Raw genomic sequence first — 22594 nt, 5'->3', positions numbered from 1 at the left:
TTAAAAAATTTATTACTATTTTTTTCAGATTCAAAATTTGGATTTTATTCCATTGCTTCTATGTACTGGTTTATCTTTCTTTGTTCTTTCCCGATAGACCATAATATTACAAACAATAGCACTGCCACTGTTCCTAATATTATTAAAGACGTAAGTTGCATACCTATATTTTTGAAGATCCACAATGGACCTTGGACAAGCATTAAGTCATAAAAAAATAGTAAGCCAAAAATAGCCATAGCATACCCCATTGTTATCAATTCTATAATCAGTACTTCTTTCCCTTTGAACACCTTGTTCATCTGGGATACATCTCTTTTGGGATCACTGAGAAAGATTCTTGCTCCTAATAGCGATGAATAGTACAATAATATGACAGTAGGAATTATTAGTACCAAATCAAAGAAACTAAATTTTAGCAGAAGTGAGAAAACTATTGTAAGAGCGATAAACTCAACTGTATAAAGACCTGTAGTAATCATTATTTTTGAGTTAACCATAGTTCTTGTTTTGAAAGGAAACAACTTTGGAACTGGCCAGATTTTTAATTCTTCAGTCAACATATATGCAGAAATCATAGCCGAATAATTTGATGCAATAAACATAAAGAACAACGCTATGTAAGTTAAATCTTGAATACCTGTGAAAAAGAATATGAATGGAAACACGAGTGGATAAATCATCATAAAAATCAATTGTGAGTTTCTAAAAAGGAGTTTTCTATCTTTTTCAAAAAGAGGCAGACGTTTGGTTTTAAACTTTTCAATTTTTTTAACCTTTGATTTTTTCCTAGAGGTTGAGAAATCGAGATTGTTCGAGTATCTGTATACCAAGTAAAAGAACAATATTGAAACAGCGTAGATGAATATAAGAGAAAAGATACTGCCGTTTATAGCGTTGATGAATTGAGCATGTGGCCAAAAAGGACTCATAAATACTTTAAGAGAGTTCCCCATGCCTTCCACAAGGTTTTGTGGATCGTTAGTCATCATACGTGGGAGAAATTGCGGTATTAGGACCATAAAGATAATGCCTATGAAATATGTTAATTGAGCAATTCTTTTTGCAGATGTTTTACCAACAAAGAAAGACATCATTAATCCTATTACAATCGATATAGAGATCAAAAAAAGAAAAAACCCTATAATACTAAATATAGATAGAATAACATTTGAACCTTTTAAAATCATATACGAAATAACAATTGATAAGAAAGCACCACTTCCTATCCCAGACATAATTAAACTATCTATGGTAGAAGAAAAAAAGAGGGTTGATCTTTTAATAGGCATGGTTAAAAGGTTGTCCATCATATCGTTATCGAAAAGTGTAGTTACAATTAATGGGGAAAATTGTAAAACAAAAATCGCACTTACAAGTAAAAAGGAAGGCGCGAACATTAGTTCTAGCAAAGTATAATTAGAGTCCAAACCCATTTGATTCAACGGAATATTTAAATTAAAAGAACCTGTTGCTGCAAGCAACGTTGGAATAATAACAGCTAAAAAAATTATTGGGACAATCAGATAGCTCATTACACTTGAGAGCATACCTGAACCTCTTTCTATCCCTTTTCTGTTTTTTGTCGGTCGAGATTTGTTTTTATAGGAGAATTTTAACAACAATTTCAATTCATTCATTATTGTCTCAGAACCTCCCCTCTAAAGTTCGTCAATTATTTCTTTTACTTCACTACCCCCTGTTAATTCCAAGAAAATGTCTTCTAAGCTCTTATTTCCTAGTTTAGATAGAGATCTCAATTCTTCTAAATTACCTTCAGCAAGGATTCTACCATGATCGATTATTCCAATTCTGTCACACATCTTTTCTGCTATTTCAAGAATATGTGTGGTAAAAAATATCGAAGAGCCTTCATTCTTGTATTTTTGTAAAAGTTCTTTGAGTATCCTCGCTGCTCTGGCATCCAAACCTACGGTTGGCTCGTCTAAAAAAATCACCTTTGGTTTTCTCATTAAAACCGAGGCAACCATTAATTTTTGTTTCATACCATGAGAATAATCACCTATGTAATCGTTGAGGTAATCTATCCCAAAGGCGTCACATATCTCGTTAAATCGGGAATGAATTTCATCTGAATTTAATTTGTATACGTTCATTACAAATTCTATGTATTCACTGCCTTTGAGATTCTCATACATTTTTGGTTCATCAGGCACAACCCCAATCTCTCTTTTTATCTCCAATTCGTAATTATTGTAATCTTTATCCATGATGAAAATTTGACCAGAGGTTGGTTTTAATGTTCCTGTGAGCATCCTTATCGTTGTAGTTTTCCCTGCACCGTTGGGGCCAAGAAAACCATAAATTTCCCCTGTTTTTATGTTTAAGTTGATTCCATCAACCGCGGTGAAATCTTTAAATTTTTTTGTTAAATTTATCGCTTTTATCAATGTTAAGCCCCCCTATATCTCACCTCATTCTAACTTTAACAAGTATAAAAACCCTCTTTTTGGATCTAGAGGGTTTTTTCAGAGTGTTAGCTTTGAAAGAAAGGAAATCTCAAACCTTCAATATCTTCTTCGTTTTTCTCAAACTTACCAGAATACTCTTCCATTTCTTTTAAATCCCAATCAAACACCGTTAAATAGCAGCTACCTTCCTTCTCCTCGCTGAATATCGCAGGGAAATCATATAGATCTTCAGAACCTTCTTTCTCACTCTCTTCATCGGCTAGGGAAACTTCAGTAATCACTGAATACGCTTTTAAATCAACGATATCTGTCAATTCACCTAAGAAGTACAAAAAATCGTCGAATTCTTCTTCGGTATCCACATCTAGTGGTAGGTTAACTGGAACCACTTCTTCTTCAACTTTGAATTGTGACAGGTGATCATTGATATCCTGAGCCAATTCTTCATCAAGTTCTTTTATCTTCTCCAAAAATTCTTTCTTAGATTCTTCACTAAAATTCACCCACAAAATAACTTCAGGGTGAAGATGGTCCTCATGTACTAAATTTGAATCATTCATATACTCGATAGCCACTGTGTGAAAATTTGGATAATCAGAAATAAAAATCTCCTCCTTTTTTATTGAGACTAAAAATAATTTTGTTCACAATATTATACCATTATTTTTTATTATGCATATTAATAAAGTAAAACAGGAAATTATATTTTGAATACCAAAAATAATTAACCTTCGAAGAAACTTGGCTTATTTAAATTTTCACTGTTATTTAAAACTCTATACCCTTTCTTGCTTGAACACCTTGGTTGTAATAATGTTTAATCTCTTTCATCTCGGTAACCAAATCCGCTATTTCTATAATTTCTTCTGGGGCATATCTTCCAGTTATTACAACCTCTATCGATGGAGTCCTTTCTCTGATCGCTTTTACAACTCTACCCAGCCGAATCAATTTGTAGTATAAATCAATATTTAATTCATCCAACACAACCAAATCGTATTCATAACCTTTTAAAACCTTCTCACAAACATCCATACCCTTACTGGCTGCCTCTATGTCTTCTTCTGTTGGTTTTTTGTATATAAAACAGTCTCTACCAAACTGTTGAATTTCAATGTTCTTAAAATATTGGCTCACTTTCAACTCACTGTACTCCATGCCTTTTATAAACTGTGCAAAAAAGACTTTTTTACCTGAAAGCGCCGCTCTAACAGAAAGCCCTAAAGCTGCTGTTGTTTTGCCTTTACCGTTGCCAGTATAAACATGAAAGAAAGATTGTTCCATTTCAGCCACCTCATTCTGTGTTAAAAGTTTCTTTTCTTACAAGCTTTTTTGTACTCTTACATTCTTTTTAATTGCAAATTTGGATATCTGGCTTATACCCCCTGCGAGTGAAATATTTCGAAAGATTTTGTCTTTTTCCCTTTCATCCCACCAAGAACCTGCTAAAATACTTACCCCTGTTCCAACAAACGCGTTGGGAAACATCGGAGTTGATGCCCCAATTAAAACTATTTCTCGGGTATTTTTGCATAAACTCAAAAGATACTCTAGGCTGTGGTTTATAATAGTAGTCCCACTCAAAAAAACAATTTCACATTTTGGAAGTATGTCCTTTTGTTCCTCCTCAGGGAGGACTTTCCCAAAAATGCCACCTTTTTGCGAAACTCCCCGGTCAAAAATAAATACATTTTTGACCATTCCATTGAACATATTAATAACTTGAGGAATATAACCTATCGAGCAAACATTATCCTCTGGAGTAATTTCAATAGAAAAGGGGTGAATAGAAGTATCTACATCAACCAAAGGAAGGGAGCGTGAAGCAGCTGTCAACACAGCAACTCCAATAGACCTTTGCAAATCATCTTGACCCGTGAGAGCCCATTCGGCAATCTCTAAACTATCTTTACCAATAATATCTTGAGCATACGGGAAAATAGAGCAACCTGATTTTTAAATTCTCACTTAGAACATAACTTACACCCATATAATTGTTACTAAGTTCCAAACCAATAAGTTAAATTCCTATAACCGCATCTTTTATTTTTATTCCTTCTAAATAAGGCTGTGCTTCTTCTATAACTCTTTCAATTATCATCCTGATCTCCTTCTCAGTGAGTTATTTAACTATTGAAATATTAAAAACGTTCCAAATCTTCTTCCTATTTCCCATGATTTTGATAATTTGTTTTCAACCCCATTATATCATCAAAAAATCTAAAATTCGTTAATCTTCTGAAAATAAGACTTTTCTAACCTCAATATACCCAATATTTCAAAGTGTTTGTGAACTATATTTGCTTTATCAAAATAAGCTTTTATTTAGCATAAAGGAAAAACGATTATCCCCATTACTTGTTCCACATGAGAGTTAGCGTTCTTCTTGTAAGACCTACTTCTTGAAAGGCTAACATCGTTGTTCCCTTTTACCTTTCAAAAAATACTTTAAGTATACTCTCATCGTTATCAAGATGACAATGTATGACTTCAACAAACTACTCGGTAGATTAAGAAAATCTGTCTTCTTAACTTAAAAAAGTCAAGGATATGATATCATTTGTTTGCAGCTTTGTGCAAACAAAGATCTTTTAAAAAAAGAGATTTTAGTTTTCGAGGAGTTTGAGGGGTTTACCCCTAATCACAGGATTGTGTGATTCAGAATTTTAAGAATTAAAGACCATCTTCGGTTTTGGGGAGTTTGAGGGGTTTACCCCTCAAAGGTTCAAATTATGATCTAACCAATCTTTTTCACGGACATATAATATTATCTAATGCGCTGTTTTTTTGTTTTTTTAATTTATGATATAATAATATAAACAAATCTTATTAAAAAATTAACTTGATAATCTATTAAGAAGTAAGGTTCTATCACGAAAATAGTGGGTAATTAAGCTGGAGTTAAATTAAGTTTACCAAGGGCAATAAAGAAAAACAGAAAACCGGCTCTCACTTTATCAAGTTGGACACTTAATACATTAAGCACATGGAATTTGTCAAATATTATCTTTGCTTTTGGGAAATGCTTCCTTGCTCCAGCTTCGAAAGGTACCGACATATCCATGCATATGGACTCTATGTCTTTTGGATCACTATTTTTTTCAGTGTATCTTTCTTTAAACGGTAGAAAGGTTTCTGCACATGATACCAGATTATTTAATCACTTGTTCATATTTCATTTTTTCTACCCACACTTTTTGGAAGAGAACCTATAATAATGTTAAAAGATCTTTGGAAAAAGAAAGGAGCCAAATATGGTAGAAATTTTCTTTGTAGGGTTAGGAAGATTTTTTAGAGCGATTAATCGATTTTTGCCTTCGAGGTGGGTAAGCTTGAAACTTGAGGGTGTTTTGCCTTATGGTACTTTAATAGTTAATGTTCTTGGGTCTTTTCTTCTTGGATTTATAATGACCTTTTCCCTAGAGAAAGGTTTAACTCATCCTTACCTTAGATTGGCAATCACCACAGGATTTATCGGTGCTCTGACTACTTTTTCTACCTTTAGTTATGAGACAGTTGTTCTTATTGAAGAACGTGATTGGTTCTTTGCTGGAATGAATATCCTTTCGAATTTGCTTTTAGGTCTTGTTTCTGTTATGGGAGGCATTATTCTAGCAAAGGCTATTAGCTAATTCCGTTTTCTCAATAAATTTATTTAAATTGCTAGGTAGTCCATAGAAAGGAGAAAATCATGCAATATTCAGGAGAAGGCAAGATTTTAAAATATATATTGGTGAAACAGATAAATGGAATCATTAGCCACTTTACTACGTTTTAGTTAAGAAGTTTAAAAAGGCTGGGATGGCTGGTACTACTGTCATTAGAGGCATAGAAGGTTTCGGCTTAAATAGTAGAATAGAAAGTGCACATATTTTACAATTATCCTCAGATCTTCCTTTGATAATAGAAGTGGTAGATGAGGCTGAAAAGATTGAAAAAATATTACCTGAGGTCCAGGAATTAGTTAAAGATGGATTAATTACTGTAGAAGATGTCAAGGTAATTAGTTATTCTAGCAGTAAAAAAGTAGATAAAGAATAGTTTCTGATAATAAATCTAGGTCATTAAAATTATTATAGCTAAGTCGTATTTACGATATAAAAACCCGGTGAGCATTTCCACCGGGTTTGAATATTTGTTGTATATATATATATTTTTTTTTCCGGACTTTGAAAGTTGAGAGACGATTTTTCAGTAAACCGAACGGAAGAAAGCGGGTTTGAGAGGATAAAACACCTATTTTTTTGTAAAAAATGTTTTGATGTAGTGACACTTTTGAAAAACAGAGAAAGCAAAAAGAGCTTTTTTCAATTATTCATGGCTGTTTTAGAATTCTTACGTTTTTGTAACTGTCAAACTCAGGAAAAATATATCACTCCTTATTGATAAAAATTACAACAAGGGAGTGATATTTTTTAGAGCACAATTACATCTCAAATATTTTACATTAGTTGGGAATAAGCTTTCTATAACCACTTCAATATTTTTTTAGTTCTTCAAATGTAATACTCGGACAATTTGTCTCTCATTCCTCCACCCATCTTGATCAACATGTGCTTTCATGTTAGTATTCCTTTTGAAATTTTATCAGTCTAGAATTAATCGCGACAATTACTGTACTAAGGGACATGAGAATAGCCCCCATAGCTGGAGCGAGAATAATTCCATAACTATACAAGACCCCGGCCGCTAGAGGTATGGCAAAAACGTTATAGCCTGTAGCCCAAGCAAGATTTTGGACAGTTTTGCGATGATTAATTGCCGAGAGCCGGATGATATCCAATACATTTCTGGGATCATTCTCGATCAATACCACATCGGCTGTTTCAACAGCTACATCCGTACCTGCCCCTATGGCTATTCCCACTTCAGCCTGAGCCAGAGCAGGCGCATCATTGACACCATCACCCACCATCGCAACTTTTCTACCTTCGCTTTGAAGTTTTTTTATTTTCTCGGATTTCTTATCGGGCAAAACTTCGGCAAAAAAACTGTCCAAACCCAATTGATCGGCTACAAATTTAGCGGTTGCCTGATTATCGCCAGTAATCATCGAAACACTTATATCTTGCTTTTTGAGTCTCTTAATCGCTTCTTTTGATTCATCTCTGATGATATCTGAGAGAGCGATGATCCCCTGAATCTTGTTTTCTGAAGCAACAAAGACCAGTGTCTTTCCCTGAGAAGCAAACTCGTTAGCCTGTTTTTGCGCATCGTCCGTTGAAGATACTTCGGCAATTTCAAAAATCCCTTTATTTCCAACAAAAATTTGTTTGCCCTGAATACGCGCTTTAGCGCCTTTCCCTGGCAGACTTGAGAAATTTTCTACCTTAGGTAAATCCAGCTTCTTTTCTTTTGCTTTTTTCACGATTCCTTTGGCAATCGTGTGTTCGGAATTTGTTTCAATGGCAGCGACATCACGTAAAAGCTCGTCTTCCTTCCAGCCGCCAAACGTAACAATGTCCGATACCCCGAATTCCCCTTTGGTTAATGTACCTGTTTTATCAAAAACGACAACATCAATATTACGAGCACCTTCAAAAGAAGTTCTATTCCTAATCAGAAGGCCGTTCTTAGCCGAAATAGATGTAATTACAGAGATAACAAGCGGTATAGCCAGACCTAAGGCGTGCGGGCAAGTAATAACCATGACAGTAACCATACGTTCCAAAGCAAATACAAATTCTTTACCTAATACAAGCCAGGTTATAAGGGTTGCTGCACCTGCCGTAATAGCAATTATTGTCAACCAGAAAGCCGCCTTATCCGCTAATCCTTGCGCCCTAGATTTACTTTCACTGGCAATCCTTACTAACTCTATCACTTGGGAAAGATAAGAATCTTTGCCGGTCTTGGTTACTTGGACAGTAAGGGAACCTTCTCCGTTGACCGCGCCACCGATAACCTTATCATCCTTTTTTTTGCTTACCGGCTTTGATTCACCGGTTATAGCCGATTCATCAACATCCGATTCGCCTTCGAGAACTATCCCATCAACCGGAATTTTTTCACCTGGTTTGATTAGCACTTTATCCTGTGATTGCAAATCTTCAATCTTGACCTCTTCTATATCTCCACTTTCTTTTAGACGATGGGCTTCTGACGGCATAAGTTTCGCCAGTTCCTCCAAAGCCTGTGACGCTCCCATAATAGATTTCATCTCTATCCAGTGTCCAAGGAGCATAATATCGATAAGGGTAACTAATTCCCAAAAGAATACTTTTCCTTCAACTCCAAAGACAACCGCACTACTGTAAAAATAGGCGACAGATATGGCCAGCGCAATGAGCGTCATCATACCGGGTTGTTTCTTTTTTAACTCCTGAAACAGTCCCTCTAAAAACGGCCAGCCACCGTAGAAATAGACAAATGAAGAAAGGCCAAAAAGAAAAAACATCGAACCCGCAAAATCTATGGAATAGCCGAAAAAAGATTGGATAAGTGGAGAAAGTAGAAGAACGGGGATAGTCAGGATTAATGATACCCAGAACCTCTTCCTGAAATCAGCCACCATGTGTGCGTGATGTGAGGCATGCCCACCACCATCGGTATGCTTTGTGTGTTCGGCATTCATATTATGTTTCGTTTGACGGTTTCTGTGTTTCATAGATTATTAACCTCCTTTTCAGACTAGTAGCCTGTTTTAATGAATTTATCCTTACAGAGTTTACTACAGAAATAATGTGTCAATCCATTCTTTCTAACCTTCCATTTGACTTCTTATGGATTGACAGCTATCTGGCATATAGGTCAACAAACTCCGGATTATTCGGAATGGCCTTAAGGCGCTCCTGTTGTCTTGTGCGGTTAAAATTATCTAATTCTGCTTTTATGTCTGCTACCAGTTTCAGTTTAAGGCAACATAGAATAAGCGACCAACAACTAGAATAATCAGGCGATATAAGCCTTTTCTTTACTTTCGGCACCGCATACAAATCAATCCTTAAGTTTTCATACCGCTACCCCAATAATAACAGCAGAAAATAAATACTAAAAGCAATTGTATCACAGATACTTAAAAATTTACTAAATGTCTACAGCCCCAACAATATTCTTTAACAATTTTAGCGTCGTGGGTTCTCGCTGATACTCACCAAAAACATTTGGATTATTCATATTCATAGCAAAAAATATTGCAGTAAATCATAGCCCCAAACTGGCAAAATCAACATGAGCCAATAATACCTCTGCATCCACGCAACAGACGGAATTTTCAAAAAAAATTCCCTAGGCGAATTTTTTTGGAATTTTATTCTATCATTCCTAAGAGGGGCCCTTGTTTTTTTAAGAAGATCCTGTATAAAAATTAAATTATTCAAAAGACTCTACACTCGGTTAGAGAATTCTAAGCTTGGAAAAGTCGAAAGAAGCTCTTAAAATAACTCTTATTTGGGTAACAAATATTTCCAAATGAAAACGGTGAATTCTAGGTGCCCTAAACCTAAATAAGGATTTTTCTGAAGCATTAAGGAAAGACAAGGAAGATTCTTATTACTACAAATATCAACGGTTCTTATTGGTACGGACATTTTTTGATATTTATTAAAGAGAGTAGAATACAACATAAACTACTCGTTTTCATTCCTCCCCCACACCCTCCATTCCTCATAGGTAGGTTAAAAAGTGAAAGTCTGCCCCCTGAGCTGCGGGGAAAAGTTGAGTTTCCATTCCTCTCCCCTACCTCCATTCCTTATAGGTAGGATAAAACACAAGAAGAAATGGCAGTTGTGCAACGAAGTTTTGTTTGTTTCCATTCCTTATAGGTTGGATAAAAAAGCATAAGATACTTACAAATGCTATATCATAAAAAATTACGATTGTCAAGTAAAACTTTGAGAATTTGTTAAGATTCAATTCAAAAATGTAAAATACTAAACGAAAACCCGGTGAGCATTTCCACCGGGTTTGCATGTTTGTTATATATATTTTTTTAAGAACATTTTGACCATCCGCAGGTGGTGCAGGTGACACAGCCCGATTCATTTACCAGGGTATTTTTAGATAAACAGCTTGGGCAGTATACGTTGCCTTCTGAGTCAATATAATATCCTTTTTCGTATTTTAAATCGTTGGCGTATACAAATTTTTCTACTTCTTCTCTGGTTTTAGGTGTGCCCGTTCTTATCACTTCATAATCTTCTATTTGAGTTCCCCATAACTGGTTGAAATCGTTGAGGGCTTTGCTTATCTCTTGCGCTAGTTTTTTACAATACGATCCTTTAACTTTTTTCAATTGCTCAACTATTTCGTCCGTTGAGACACCTGCTCTTAGGGCTATTGAAGATAACCTACCTATAACCTCCGCAGTTTCTGTGCCATCTGATAGAAAGATTTCTACCGCCTCTCCACTATCATCGAAAGAAACAGTGACGTAGACGGTTCCAGTGTCGTGCTTGAACTTACGTGTGACGCTTCGTAAAGTTTCTTTTCTTGGTCTTGCCCTTAGTTTATGCTTTTCGTCTAGTACAAAGAAGGTAACGTTTTTGCCTTGTGCTTCAGATGTTTGTTTTTCTTCTTTGGAAGCGGAGGTTAGAACTTGAGTTTCAAGGCTACCATCTCTATAAATAGTTAATCCTTTTAAGTTTAATTCTAATGCTTGTAGATATATGGCTTTAACGTCTTCTATAGTTGAAGATTTAGGCATATTTATAGTTTTAGAACATGATGCATCAAGATAACTTTGAATTACGTGTTGGGCTAATAAATGATCTTTTGGTGGTATATCCATAGAGGTTACAAATATTTTTTTGATTTCGTTTGGTATATTTTCTATATTTTGAATACTGCCTTTTTCAATGATTTCGGCTTTTAACTCTTCTGTCATGTTGGTACCTATTTTTTCCATTAATATTGGATTTATGTAAGATAGAGGCACTCTGTCTCCTTCTTTGTTGGTCATGTATCTTACATAGGATAGTAAGAAATTTGGCTCAATCCCACTTGATGTGTCTGCCAAGTTAGATATTGAACCTGTTGGGGCAATGGTGTTTGTTTGTACATTTCTTTTGTATTTTGTGGCTTCGCCTTGAAAGTGTTGGCGTATTTTTTCATTCCATACTTTTATGTCTTCGTCTATTTCGTCATCCAACATGGGAAATGGTATAAAACCGTTGGGATATTTGGACCTTTGAAAGTCTGGGAAATTGCCTCTTTCTTTGGCTAATTCAGTACTTGCAACATGAGAGAAATACGCTAATTCAGCGGTTAATTTTGCCATGAACTTTCTGGCTTGTTCTGAGTTGTAAGGTAGCTCTTTTTTGTATAATGCATCGGCTAGTCCCATTATTCCTAATCCGATAAATCTTTGCTTTTTCGATATTTCTTCAATTTCTTTTAGTGGATAGATGTTTGATTCTATGACGTCATCTAAAAATCTAATAGCCCAATATACTATTTCTTGGAATTCTGAGGCATCTTCCGAGTTTGGGTTTCCCAAATCCATGTCTTCAACCAATTTTGCAACGTCTATAGAACCGAGATTACAACTTCCAAAAGGTGGTAGTGGTTCTTCCCCACATGGGTTTGTGGCGGTGACTGGGGTGTGCTCACTCATTGCGTAGTATTGATTGTGCCTACCCAGAAAGAGCATTCCAGGATCTCCTGTTTTCCATGCGTTTTCGACCATTTTGTTCATTAGATCGTTTGCTTTTATTGTCTTTTTTATGGATGATGCGGGATGTTCCAACGTTAAATCCCCATCTTCTTCTAACATTTTTTTGAATTTTTTTGGATTGTCAATGTTTATTGAAATGTTGAAATAATTCAAAACATTGCTTCCTTTGTTGTCTTTTTTGGAATTGATAAAGTCAAAGACATCCGGATGATCATACCTTAATACAGCCATTTGAGCTGCCCGCCTTGCCCCACCTTGTTCTATCGTGGAAGCTGCTGTGTTGAAGACATGCATGAAGCTAATGGGTCCAGAGGATTTTCCTCCTGTACCTGCAATAGAAGAGCCTTTTGGACGTAAAACAGAGAAGTCGTATCCTACTCCTCCACCATATTTCATTATTAAAGCAGCATTTTTTACTGCATCAAATATAGCGTTCATGGAGTCATCCATTGGGATTACAAAACATGCGGATAACATGTTGTGCTTTGTCCTTGAATCGAAAATAGTTTTGTAGTCTTCTAACGTTGTTTCTTCTATATCTTTTTTGAATAACTGTCTGTCCATTGTTTTGCCCGCGTTGAATAAGGTTGGGCTGTTTGGTAAGAAAATTCGAGATTTTATTAGTTGATAGAAATGTTCTTCTGCATTTTTTATTTCTTCTATATCGTTGGTATAGTTTACCTCAGCTGCAGCAACATGTCTTGCAATTCTTTTTGCAACTTCGCCCCATGTGCTTTCTAAATAATTACCTTCTCCATCTTTTAAGAAATACCTGTCTCTTAATATAGTTACTGCATTCTGAGATGGTTCTTTTTCTATCCACTTATTTACAACTTGCATTAAAATTACCCCCTTGAGTCTATATATTGTATATTTATATCATAACATTTACAATATATTGAAATCAAGGGGGTAGATAAAAAATTTACATAATCTTATTGAGGATATTTTACAAGGCCCATCAAGTAGTTTTTATGGGGCATAAGGGGATTGTTAGGTGTTACTCTTATATTTATTCCATATTCCCCTCTGTCTTCTATTTTGAATTTTACTGAGTATTGATAAGTGTCTTTTTGCACTTCTTTGATGAGTTTCATGTCGTACCGTCTTATATTTACAATTTTACCATCTTTTAGCCTAGCGAATACTACTTCTGGTAAGATTGAGTCTGGACCGATACCTGGTAAGTATATTTCTGCCTTTACTCCTATTTCTTCTTCTGCATTTTTTACTCCGGTTAGATCCTGGTCAAGTTTAACGTGTATTTTTATAGAATCCCAGTTTTCTTTTAATAATTTAACCCAACCGGCAAATTCTTTTGCCAACTTGTAGTTATTACTTGAAAAACGTATGTACTGCTCAAGAGCAGGCATATATAGTTTTTGGGTGTACTCTTTGAGCATCCTTGAGGTGTTGAAGTAGGATGTGACACTTTTAATAGATTCTTTCATCCTTGATACCCATTCTTTTGAAATGTTAGCTTCTTCTTTTTCATAGTACATGGGTATTATTTGTTTTTCCAATTGGTTGTATATTGAGACACTGTCTATTTTGTCTTGTAATTTTAAGTCATCGTAGTCTCTGTTATCCCCTATAGCCCATCCGTTTTTGCCGTTGTATCCTTCAACCCACCAGCCATCTAATACAGAGAAGTTTATAGCACCGTTCATTCCAGCTTTTTCACCTGATGTTCCAGATGCCTCCCTCGGGCGCCTGGGGTTGTTTAACCAAATATCTACCCCTGAGACTAAGTATCTTGCCATCTCCATATCGTAGTTTTCTAAAATTATTATCTTATTTTGAAATTCTGGTTTTCTTGAGTATTCGTATATCTTTTTTATGAGTTCTTGACCTGGTTTATCTGCTGGGTGAGCTTTACCTGCGAATATTAATTGTACTGGTTTATCTGGATCGTTCAAAATCTTTTTTAACCTTTCTTCATCACTGAATATCAAATCTGCTCTTTTGTAAGTAGCAAACCTTCTTGCAAAACCAATAGTTAAGGCTTTTTCATCTCCTATTTGATTTACTTCTTCGAGTTGCTCAACTGTTTCACCATGTCTCGATCTTTGTGCTTTTATACTCTTCCTAATGTATTCTATTAACTCTTTCTTCAGTTGTTGATGGATTTCCCACAATTCATGGTCAGAGATGTTATCAATTTTTCCCCAAAGTTCAGGATCATCTATTTTCGACATCCAGTCAGCGCCTAAGTATTCTTTTAAAAATTCCTGCAATTTGGGGTTTAACCATGTGTCTATGTGAACACCGTTGGTAACGTAATTTATAGGTACTTCCAACCATTCAATCCCTGGCCAAACATGGTTCCACAACTTCCTCGACACTTCTCCATGTAGCCTTGATACCCCGTTTGATCTTCCAGAGAGTTTTAGGGCTAAAATAGTCATTGAAAATAATTCTTCTGAGTTTTGTTTCTTTTCTAAACCTAAATTTAGAAAGTCCTGCCTTGAAGCTCCGAGTTTAGGCCAGAAATCTCCAAAATATTTATCAATTAAGGAAATAGAAAATACATCGTTTCCAGCAGGTACGGGAGTGTGAGTGGTAAAAACATTTCCAGCTCGAACCGCTTCAATAGCTTCTTGAAAAGTCAAACCGTGTTCTTGAACTAATTCACGTATTCTTTCAAGCCCCAAGAATGCGGCGTGACCTTCATTCATGTGCCAAACAGATGGGTTGTATCCTAATTTCCTTACTGCTTTAACTCCACCAATTCCTATTAGTATTTCTTGTTTCATCCGCATTTCTATGTCTCCTCCATACAAAGTGGAGGTTATTTCTCTATCTTCAGGTTCATTTTGCATTAGGTTTGTATCAAGAAGATATAAACTCACTCTTCCTACCTTTACATGCCAAACTTTGGCGAAGAGCTTTTTCCCTAATAGGTCTACATCAACGTATATTTCATCTCCGCTGTTATCTTTGGCGGGAAGTATAGGAAAATCCGAAAAATCGTAATCTAAATATATGCTTTCTTGCCAACCTTCTGAATTAAGTTTCTGGATAAAATAACCCTTTTGGTATAGTAAGCCTATTGCAATAAGGGGGATACCTAGATCACTTGCACTTTTTAGATGATCTCCAGCCAATACCCCTAAACCACCTGAATACATAGGGAAAGACTCGTGAAGGCCGTATTCCATACAAAAGTATGCAATTTTTCCTTCCTTAAAAGTACTGTGGGTTTTTCTAAACCATGTGTTGCTGCTTTCATTCATATAATCAGAGAATTCTTTCATGACTTCTTGATAGAGTTCATTGAATTTTGAATCTTCAGCGGCGTTGTTTAACTTTTTTTGTTCCACGCGCTTCAAAAAAGTTATCGGATTTCTCTGAGTGGAATGCCAAAGTTCTTTGTCTATGTATTCAAATAATTGTTGAGCTTTATAATTCCAAGTCCACCACATGTTTTCAGAGAGTTCTTTTATCCCATATATCTTTTCCGGGATTTTTGGAACAACGGTAACTTTACTTATAAAATCCATTTTTTACCCTCCCAATACGGCTTTTGATAGAATCTTTAAAATTAGGTAATGCCCCTTCAAAATTTAAAGCTTATACGTAAACTTTTTATATTTCTAAATATTTTAATTATTGATCCATAATTCTTGAGATTCAGATATCATTATTAGTTCTCCAAAATTATTGGTTGATTTTTCTAAATAGTATATCTTATTGATCAGCCCATACTTTTTCGACATAAAATAAATATATTCTTGAGATTCACCTACTGTGCTTATCAAATTTTTTGACAAATGCAATTCTTGACCTTTACTTTCAATGGTGTAATTGTCCTCACTTTCTTTGATATAATCATAATTTGCTAATTCTGGAACCTCTAAGATTTTTATTGTTAAAAGATTTTCAACAAAGGTAAAAATATCTTCAACAATTTCCTTGTTAGGTATTATGACAAATTTAAAAATACTTCCATTTTTAAGGATTACAGAATATTCGACCCCTCTGAAATCGTATGAAGGATAAGAGATTATTATCATATCAGAGTTTTCAAAAAAGAAAAACCTATCATCAAATGTTTGAATATTGAATGAACCAAACTTTGTTTTTACTGTGTAAGTGTTTGTAATATTGCTATTTTCTAGAGTTATATTGTAACCTTTAGGAGTAAAGGGCATTTTTTTAATCCGTTCATACCCGGCTTCTTTGATTTTTACATATGGATAGTAATAATGGCTTTCTAAGTTTTCTACGTATAATTTCCATAGTATGAAAGTTGCAAAATATATGACCGCCATAGTACCAATTATAATTATTAGGTTTTTCAGACTGTCGTTGGATTGATTTTTTTCTTTTTCTTTTTCTTTTTCTTCTTCTTCCATGATTTTTTCTCCTGTTTTAATGATCTTATTTAGCGTCCTTTCCCCCGCTCCCCACCCTTCTAAGGAAATTGGGAAGGGTTTGCCCCGCGGACCGCCCATAAGGAAAAGACTGAGAATCTCTTGGACCCCGCTGCCCGCCCTTTTATAGAAGGGACCTACGGCCCCTACACTACCAGGGTATATATTTATTGGTTATTGGCATCCTTCTGTCTTTTCCAAAACTTCTTTCAGTTAGTTTTATACCAGGAGGAGATTGCCTTCTTTTGTACTCGTTCTTGTTGACCATGTTTATAACATTTTTCAATAGCCCTTCATCGTATCCTTCTTGTAGTAATTCATCATAAGACATTTCTCTGTCTATATATTTGAATAAAATTTCATCTAGTAAAGAATATGGGGGTAAGGTATCTTCATCTTTTTGATTTGGCCGAAGTTCTGCTGAAGGAGCTTTTTCTAATATAGATTTTATAATAATTTCTTTTCCGTGCAGTTCGTTGTATTTTCTGGCAACGTTGTATAGGTCTGTTTTGTATAAGTCTTTAATGGGAGAGAATCCTCCAGCCATATCTCCATACAACGTGGCGTATCCTGTAGCCGCTTCGCTTTTGTTGCCGCAAGCTAAGGCTAGATATCCAAATTTGTTCGAAAATGCCATTACTAAGTTTCCCCTTATCCTTGCTTGAATGTTTTCTTCAGTTTTGTCTTCTTCAGTACTTTTGAAGCTTTCTTTCAAATTTTCAATATATTTTTCGTATATGTCATTTATTGGTATTATTTCGTAATTTATTCCTAAATTTTTGGATAGTTCTATCGAATCGTCGATACTGCCTTTAGAAGAGTATTGAGAAGGCATTATTAACCCCAAAACATTTTCAGGACCAATAGCGTCTGCTGCAATAGCGGCTGTGAGCGAGGAATCTATTCCTCCACTTAGTCCTAATACAACTTTTTGGAAACCATTTTTCCAAACGTAGTCTTTTATCCCTGTTTTTACAGCGAGGTACAATTGCTCGTATAGATCAAATGAGTCAAATTTGACTGCTTTTATAGGAGATTTTTCTCTAATTTTTTTCCCTATTTTTATGGTATTTACACTTTCATAATATGCAGTTTGATTGTAATGTTTCCTTTTTCCTTCCCTTAAATTGGCTCTCGTGGGTTCTAGGGGGTCTATGTCTATAAAATACAACCCTTCTTTAAAAGAAGGAGCGCTTAATTCTATTTCCCCGTATGGGTTAATTACAACACTTCCACCATCAAAAACCAACTCATCTTGCCCACCTACATTATTACAATAAGCGATCCAACTTGATAACTCCGATGCTCGAGTTTTGAGCATTTCGAATCTTACCTTATTTCTCCCCTTATAAAAAGGGGACGAAGAAAGATTTAAAATCAAATTGGCACCGTTTTGTGCCAAGGAAACAGCCGGTCCATTGGGAACCCAGAGATCTTCACAGATTGTTACTCCTATTTTGATCCGTTCAATTTCCACTAACAGAGGTACTCTACCGGCAGTAAAATACCTTTTTTCATCAAAAACAGAGTAGTTTGGTAAGAACATTTTTTTATAATTACCGTAGATTTCCCCTTTGTAAATAACAAAAGCGGTGTTGTAAGATTCAACATCCCAATCAACAGCGCCTAAAATTATTACTATATCCTTTGATTTGCTAAAATCTTGTATTTTCTCAATACTTCTCAAGGAATCCCTTAGAAATTGGGTTTTTAAGATTAAGTCTTCGGGAGGATAACCATTTAGAGTTAATTCTGGAAAGAGTATTAGATCTGCGCCTTCTTCGTCTGCCTTAGAAATGAAATCTTTTATCTTTTCAACATTTCCTCGATAATCGCCAACGGTCGAATTCATTTGGGCCAGAGATATTCTTATTTTCATATATGATTTGTGCTTTCAGTTTATTTTATAAAAGCACAGGCCTCCTTTTTTAGGTATTGTAGAAAAGACACACCAATATATTTTACCATTCTTGCCATAATAAATCAAATTTTCTATTTATGATGTCAGCTAACCCTTTATTTTTAATTATTACAACCATTTCGTCGTTCTTCTCTCTTGCTCTGTACGTCAGATTGTAGCTTCCTATAATAACCGTTTCATCATCTATTGTTATGCTTTTTGCATGAATGTCATCCCGATACTTTATATTTATGCCCTGCATATACTTTAATGGTGAAGCGTAGATTTTATTCCAATCGTCAGATAGTATTTCAACCTTTACGTTATTCGAAGAAGCCCGCTCCAAGACATGGACAAAGTTAGGATCGGTTAAAGAATACGAAAAAACTTTTATAGAAATTTTGGATCTCTCAATCTCTTTTAAAACTGAGTTAAGTATCTCTTTAGATGGACCTGTTACTATTTTTACCTTCCCAAATTCTGTCCTATTTAGGCGCTCGTCAATTACTTTTTTTGAATATCCAAACTTACCTCTTTGAAAGTTTTCGTATTCGTCAAGGAAAACTTTTACAATCTTTTCATCTTCGGTGTAGATAAAGATGTTTAAATCAGTTAATAACCCGCTTGTTGTGAAATTCCCTGTTCCAAATAACACTGAGGTGTTATCAAAAATTATATATTTTTGATGTAGGTAACCATCGGTGTTTTTGTCGTATTTGATTTTTAAATTTAAATCTCCAGAATATCCGCCATCTTTTTCTAAAAATATTTGGTGTTTTATAGCTGATAAATTTTCGGAAATTGTGTCATCCAAACTGAAAGATACAACTTTTACAGAGGTGCTTGTTGTTAGTTTTTGGTTTATAAAGTGTACTAACTCTCCACCAGAGAAGAAGAGTTCATAGGGAAAAAGCGAGGTAAAGGAAAATAGTAATAATGCTGTTAAAGTAAGTTTTGATTTCAATGTTGTTAAACCTCCTACTTTGTTCCCCCCGATACTACCTTTAGCAATTCTATAGGGCCCCTTCGCCCCGCAGTCCACCCAAAATGAATAAAGAATGAAATCTTTAGAATTATAGCATATTTTCAGATTATGTTTCTAAAACTTTGAAAAAGAAAATTTATTGAAAGTATGGTAAAATATATTTGTTCTATTGCAAATAACAGACTATTGGAGGAATTTTTAATGAAGGTGTTATTTCTCAATCCACAAGGAAACTTCGATAAAAACGATTCTCATTTGACTGAGCATCCTGATTTTGGAGGTCAGTTGATCTACGTCAAGGAAGTATCAAAAGAACTGGCTAATTTGAACGTTTCTGTGGATATAGTTACCAGACAGATAAATGATCCTAACTGGCCAGAGTTTTCTATAAATTTAGATTATTTTGATACAAATAAAAACCCAACTATAGTGAGAATACCTTTTGGCGGTGAAAAATTTTTAATTAAAGAACAATTGTGGCCTTATTTAAAGGAATACGTTAATAATATTATTTCATACTATAAAGACCAAAAGATAGATTTCCTCACAACTCATTATGCCGATGGAGGTTTTTCGGGAGTTCTTTTAAAATCAAAAATGGGTTTGAATTTTTCTTTCACAGGGCATTCTTTAGGTGCTCAAAAAATGGACAAATTAAATGTCTCCTATGAGAATTTTGATGATCTCGACAAAGAGTATCATTTTTCACAAAGAATAATGGCTGAAAGACTGTCTATCAAATATGCGTCTAAAATTATTGTCTCTACATCTATGGAAAGATACGAGCAATATTCTCATCCTTTGTATGCCGATGTTTCTGAAGTTGAAAACGACAGTAAATACAAAGTGATTCCTCCTGGAGTTAACACCGAGATCTTTAACGATGATATGACTGATCTCGATCAAGAAACTGTTGCTCAAATTGAAAAAAAATTAAACAAACAACAAAAACCTTTTATCATTCTCTCCAGCCGTTTAGATCTCAAAAAAAACCATATTTCTGTTGTGAAGGCATACGCAAATTCTAAGAATCTTCAAGATAAGGCAAACTTAGGAATATTTCTAAGAGGCATTCCTGATCCTTTCACCGATATACAGAAATTGTCTGAAAAAGAAAGATCCATCCTAACCCCAATTTTGGAAGAAATAGAAAAAGCAGATACAAAAGATAAGGTATATTTTTTTGATTTAAAATCTCAAAAAGCCTTAGCCACCGCTTACAAATTTTTTTCAAAATTGAAGTCTGTCTTTGTTCTACCTTCTTTTTATGAGCCTTTTGGATTAGCTCCTATAGAAGCGGGCGCTTGTGGCCTTGCTGTTGTTGCAACAAAGAACGGCGGACCAAGTGAAATATTCTCAGATGGGTCAGGTGTATTGATTGATCCTGAAGATCTGCAAGATATCGTTGACGGTCTAATTAAAGGTTTGAATAATTATGATTATTATTCAAAAAAGGTTAAAAAAAGAGTTCTAGAAAATTATACTTGGAAAAGCACTGCTAAAGGATATTTAGAAGTTATTGAGGAAGGAGTTAAACTTCCCAAAAAAACGTTAGAAAAAGTGCCTCCTTTAGATGCAAAAGAAATAATACTTGATTATTTAAAAAATCGAAAGATTTAAAATTATGGTATAATTTTGATGGTGGAAGAAAAGAGTGCCCATTTTAAGGTTGGTGTGGTGAATGCTGCTTTCTTTGTCTATAAAAAATTTTGGCCTTTTTAAAAGCGCTAACGTAGATTTTAATGATAATTTCTGCGTTATCACCGGTGAGTCTGGAACGGGGAAATCAATGTTTTTAAATGCTTTAAATCTTTTTTTAATTGGAAACGTGCCTCAAAACCTGAAGACCTCTGAAGGTTCTGTTTCAGTTTACTTTACTGTTAATGAGTTTATTAAAGATATGGTGAAAGAATATGTACCTTTTGATGGCGATGATTTGATTTTAGCCGTAAATTTCACTCCAAAAAAGACGCTTTTCAGAATCAACGATACAATAGTGTCTAAAAACGTCGTTCAAGACATTTCGAAGTATCTGTTAGAAATACATTCTCAAGACTCTAACATAGCTTTGAGAGATGAGAATTATCAGAATTCTTTGATCTTTAAGATTTTGAGAGATAAATTCCCCGAGTATTTTTCTGATTACGATAAAGGGTACCAAGAATACTTGAATTTGAAAAGAAAGTTAGAAAACCTTCCAACCAATAAAAATGAAATCTTTAGAAATATAGATATTTTAAACTACCAGATCCAGGAAATAGAAGAAGCAAACTTACAACCTGATGAAGATGATGAACTTTCTGCTCGGTTTAAAACTCTAAATAATATAGAAGAAATTAGGGAACGATTGATAGAGTCTTTAAACATACTAAAAGACAGAGATGAGCAAAGTATCGATGAAGAAATTGGCTATATAATTTACAATCTGTCAAAGTTAAAAGATTTTGGATTCAAGGAAGAACATTCTTTTGCTTTATCTATCCAAGAGCAAATAGATGAGTTATACACTCTTTTAGAAAATAAATTTTCCGAGCTTGACAGCGATCCAGAAGAATTGGAAAGAGTTAGCACCAGACTGAACAAAATCATCGAGCTGAAAAGAAAATATGGTCCATCCCTTGATGATGTTTTAGAAAATCTTAACAAGTTCAAAATTCAAAAAAGTGAGTTAGAAGAAATCAAAAACGATTTTCATGAGTTGGAACCAAGGTTGTATAAGTTAAGAGACGAATTATTGGGTCTCAGTGATAAAATAATAGAGAAGGTTAATCCCTTTCTAAACGATTTAAAATTACACATTGAAAATAATCTCAAGGATTTAAATATGGAGAATAGTAAGATAGATTGGAATATAGAAAAGCTAAAAGAGCCAAGAAAAGATGCCGCACATAAGATTACTTTCTTATTAAAAACAAATCCAAAAAGTAATTTTATGCCTTTAGCTGAAATAGCTTCCGGTGGTGAATTATCTAGAATAATATTAGCAGTAGAGGTTGTACTGGGAAAAAATCATGCAATTGATACAATGGTTTTTGATGAGATCGATTCCGGAGTTGGCCCAAGAATGGCTGATGTAGTAGGAAATAAACTAAACGAATTATCAAAAGACAAACAAATTATTGTAATTACTCATATGCCACAAGTTGCAAATTTTGCCACTGAACATTTTAAAATTGTAAAAACGTTGAACGAAGATACTACTTCAACGATTGTAAAATTATCTGAAAATGAAAGATTAGAAGAAATAAAAGAAATGTACGGAAACATTGTTTATTGAAAAGGATGTGT

16 protein-coding genes are annotated in these 22594 nt (G+C 34.6%); 4 read left to right on the top strand and 12 right to left on the bottom strand.

Annotated features, from left to right (window positions below; translation table 11 throughout):
• Positions 1–44: 44 nt before the first annotated feature.
• From AD60_RS09505 to AD60_RS10770, 6 genes are all read right to left on the bottom strand, one after another.
• On the bottom strand, positions 45–1640 hold the full coding sequence (locus AD60_RS09505; RefSeq protein ID WP_103927632.1) for a hypothetical protein: 1596 nt from the start codon (positions 1638–1640) through the stop codon (positions 45–47).
• A 21-nt stretch (positions 1641–1661) separates the two neighbouring features.
• Positions 1662–2411, bottom strand: coding sequence for an ABC transporter ATP-binding protein (locus AD60_RS09500; protein WP_103927631.1), 750 nt, complete (start codon positions 2409–2411; stop codon positions 1662–1664).
• Positions 2412–2497: 86 nt separating this feature from the next.
• A complete protein-coding gene (locus AD60_RS09495; protein ID WP_146048843.1) occupies positions 2498–2992 on the bottom strand; it encodes a hypothetical protein in 495 nt (164 codons plus the stop codon).
• A 208-nt stretch (positions 2993–3200) separates the two neighbouring features.
• Positions 3201–3716 (bottom strand): cob(I)yrinic acid a,c-diamide adenosyltransferase, encoded by a 516-nt coding sequence (locus AD60_RS09490; protein WP_103927629.1) that lies wholly within the window; start codon positions 3714–3716, stop codon positions 3201–3203.
• Positions 3717–3752: 36 nt separating this feature from the next.
• Positions 3753–4268 carry a Rossmann-like domain-containing protein gene (locus AD60_RS09485; RefSeq protein ID WP_158248426.1) on the bottom strand — a complete coding sequence of 172 codons (516 nt, stop codon included), beginning with the start codon at positions 4266–4268 and terminating at the stop codon, positions 3753–3755.
• A gap of 1054 nt (positions 4269–5322) precedes the next feature.
• A complete protein-coding gene (locus AD60_RS10770) occupies positions 5323–5583 on the bottom strand; it encodes a transposase (protein WP_103927627.1) in 261 nt (86 codons plus the stop codon).
• A 103-nt stretch (positions 5584–5686) separates the two neighbouring features.
• Between AD60_RS10770 and crcB the strand changes: the two genes are divergently transcribed.
• Both crcB and AD60_RS09470 read left to right on the top strand, forming a co-directional pair.
• Positions 5687–6064 carry a fluoride efflux transporter CrcB gene (gene crcB / locus AD60_RS09475; protein WP_103927626.1) on the top strand — a complete coding sequence of 126 codons (378 nt, stop codon included), beginning with the start codon at positions 5687–5689 and terminating at the stop codon, positions 6062–6064.
• A gap of 169 nt (positions 6065–6233) precedes the next feature.
• Positions 6234–6473 (top strand): DUF190 domain-containing protein, encoded by a 240-nt coding sequence (locus AD60_RS09470; protein WP_103927625.1) that lies wholly within the window; start codon positions 6234–6236, stop codon positions 6471–6473.
• A gap of 523 nt (positions 6474–6996) precedes the next feature.
• Here the strand turns inward: AD60_RS09470 and AD60_RS09465 are convergent.
• From AD60_RS09465 to AD60_RS09440, 6 genes are all read right to left on the bottom strand, one after another.
• Entirely contained in the window at positions 6997–9039 is a 2043-nt protein-coding gene (locus AD60_RS09465; RefSeq protein ID WP_103927624.1) for a heavy metal translocating P-type ATPase, read from the bottom strand.
• A gap of 1323 nt (positions 9040–10362) precedes the next feature.
• Entirely contained in the window at positions 10363–12885 is a 2523-nt protein-coding gene (locus AD60_RS09460; RefSeq protein ID WP_103927623.1) for an adenosylcobalamin-dependent ribonucleoside-diphosphate reductase, read from the bottom strand.
• A gap of 95 nt (positions 12886–12980) precedes the next feature.
• Positions 12981–15548 (bottom strand): alpha-glucan family phosphorylase, encoded by a 2568-nt coding sequence (gene glgP, locus AD60_RS09455; protein WP_103927622.1) that lies wholly within the window; start codon positions 15546–15548, stop codon positions 12981–12983.
• 102 nt (positions 15549–15650) lie between these two features.
• Positions 15651–16403, bottom strand: coding sequence for a hypothetical protein (locus AD60_RS09450; RefSeq protein ID WP_103927621.1), 753 nt, complete (start codon positions 16401–16403; stop codon positions 15651–15653).
• Between the two features lie 169 nt (positions 16404–16572).
• A complete protein-coding gene (locus AD60_RS09445; protein WP_103927620.1) occupies positions 16573–18300 on the bottom strand; it encodes an NAD+ synthase in 1728 nt (575 codons plus the stop codon).
• A gap of 82 nt (positions 18301–18382) precedes the next feature.
• On the bottom strand, positions 18383–19285 hold the full coding sequence (locus AD60_RS09440; protein WP_146048841.1) for a phospholipase D-like domain-containing protein: 903 nt from the start codon (positions 19283–19285) through the stop codon (positions 18383–18385).
• 222 nt (positions 19286–19507) lie between these two features.
• On the opposite strand from AD60_RS09440, the gene AD60_RS09435 reads away from it, so the two are divergent.
• Together AD60_RS09435 and AD60_RS09430 are read left to right on the top strand one after the other, a co-directional pair.
• A complete protein-coding gene (locus tag AD60_RS09435; protein WP_103927618.1) occupies positions 19508–20926 on the top strand; it encodes a glycosyltransferase in 1419 nt (472 codons plus the stop codon).
• Positions 20927–20987: 61 nt separating this feature from the next.
• Positions 20988–22583 carry a DNA repair protein RecN gene (locus AD60_RS09430; RefSeq protein WP_103927617.1) on the top strand — a complete coding sequence of 532 codons (1596 nt, stop codon included), beginning with the start codon at positions 20988–20990 and terminating at the stop codon, positions 22581–22583.
• Positions 22584–22594 lie beyond the last annotated feature (11 nt).

It is taken from the genome of Petrotoga sp. SL27, from assembly GCF_002924605.1.
Lineage (GTDB): Bacteria > Thermotogota > Thermotogae > Petrotogales > Petrotogaceae > Petrotoga > Petrotoga sibirica.
The sequence above is the reverse complement of the archived record's forward strand: the minus strand, read 5'-3'. Positions and strand labels throughout refer to the sequence as shown.

Coding starts and splice junctions, on each gene's coding strand:
- AD60_RS09505 (WP_103927632.1), bottom strand. CDS start 1,640: ATGAATGAATTGAAATTGTTGTTAAAATTCTCCTATAAAAACAAATCT.
- AD60_RS09495 (WP_146048843.1), bottom strand. CDS start 2,992: ATGAATGATTCAAATTTAGTACATGAGGACCATCTTCACCCTGAAGTT.
- AD60_RS09490 (WP_103927629.1), bottom strand. CDS start 3,716: ATGGAACAATCTTTCTTTCATGTTTATACTGGCAACGGTAAAGGCAAA.
- crcB (WP_103927626.1), top strand. CDS start 5,687: ATGGTAGAAATTTTCTTTGTAGGGTTAGGAAGATTTTTTAGAGCGATT.
- AD60_RS09470 (WP_103927625.1), top strand. CDS start 6,234: ATGGCTGGTACTACTGTCATTAGAGGCATAGAAGGTTTCGGCTTAAAT.
- AD60_RS09465 (WP_103927624.1), bottom strand. CDS start 9,039: ATGAAACACAGAAACCGTCAAACGAAACATAATATGAATGCCGAACAC.
- AD60_RS09460 (WP_103927623.1), bottom strand. CDS start 12,885: ATGCAAGTTGTAAATAAGTGGATAGAAAAAGAACCATCTCAGAATGCA.
- glgP (WP_103927622.1), bottom strand. CDS start 15,548: ATGGATTTTATAAGTAAAGTTACCGTTGTTCCAAAAATCCCGGAAAAG.
- AD60_RS09450 (WP_103927621.1), bottom strand. CDS start 16,403: ATGGAAGAAGAAGAAAAAGAAAAAGAAAAAGAAAAAAATCAATCCAAC.
- AD60_RS09445 (WP_103927620.1), bottom strand. CDS start 18,300: ATGAAAATAAGAATATCTCTGGCCCAAATGAATTCGACCGTTGGCGAT.
- AD60_RS09435 (WP_103927618.1), top strand. CDS start 19,508: ATGAAGGTGTTATTTCTCAATCCACAAGGAAACTTCGATAAAAACGAT.
- AD60_RS09430 (WP_103927617.1), top strand. CDS start 20,988: ATGCTGCTTTCTTTGTCTATAAAAAATTTTGGCCTTTTTAAAAGCGCT.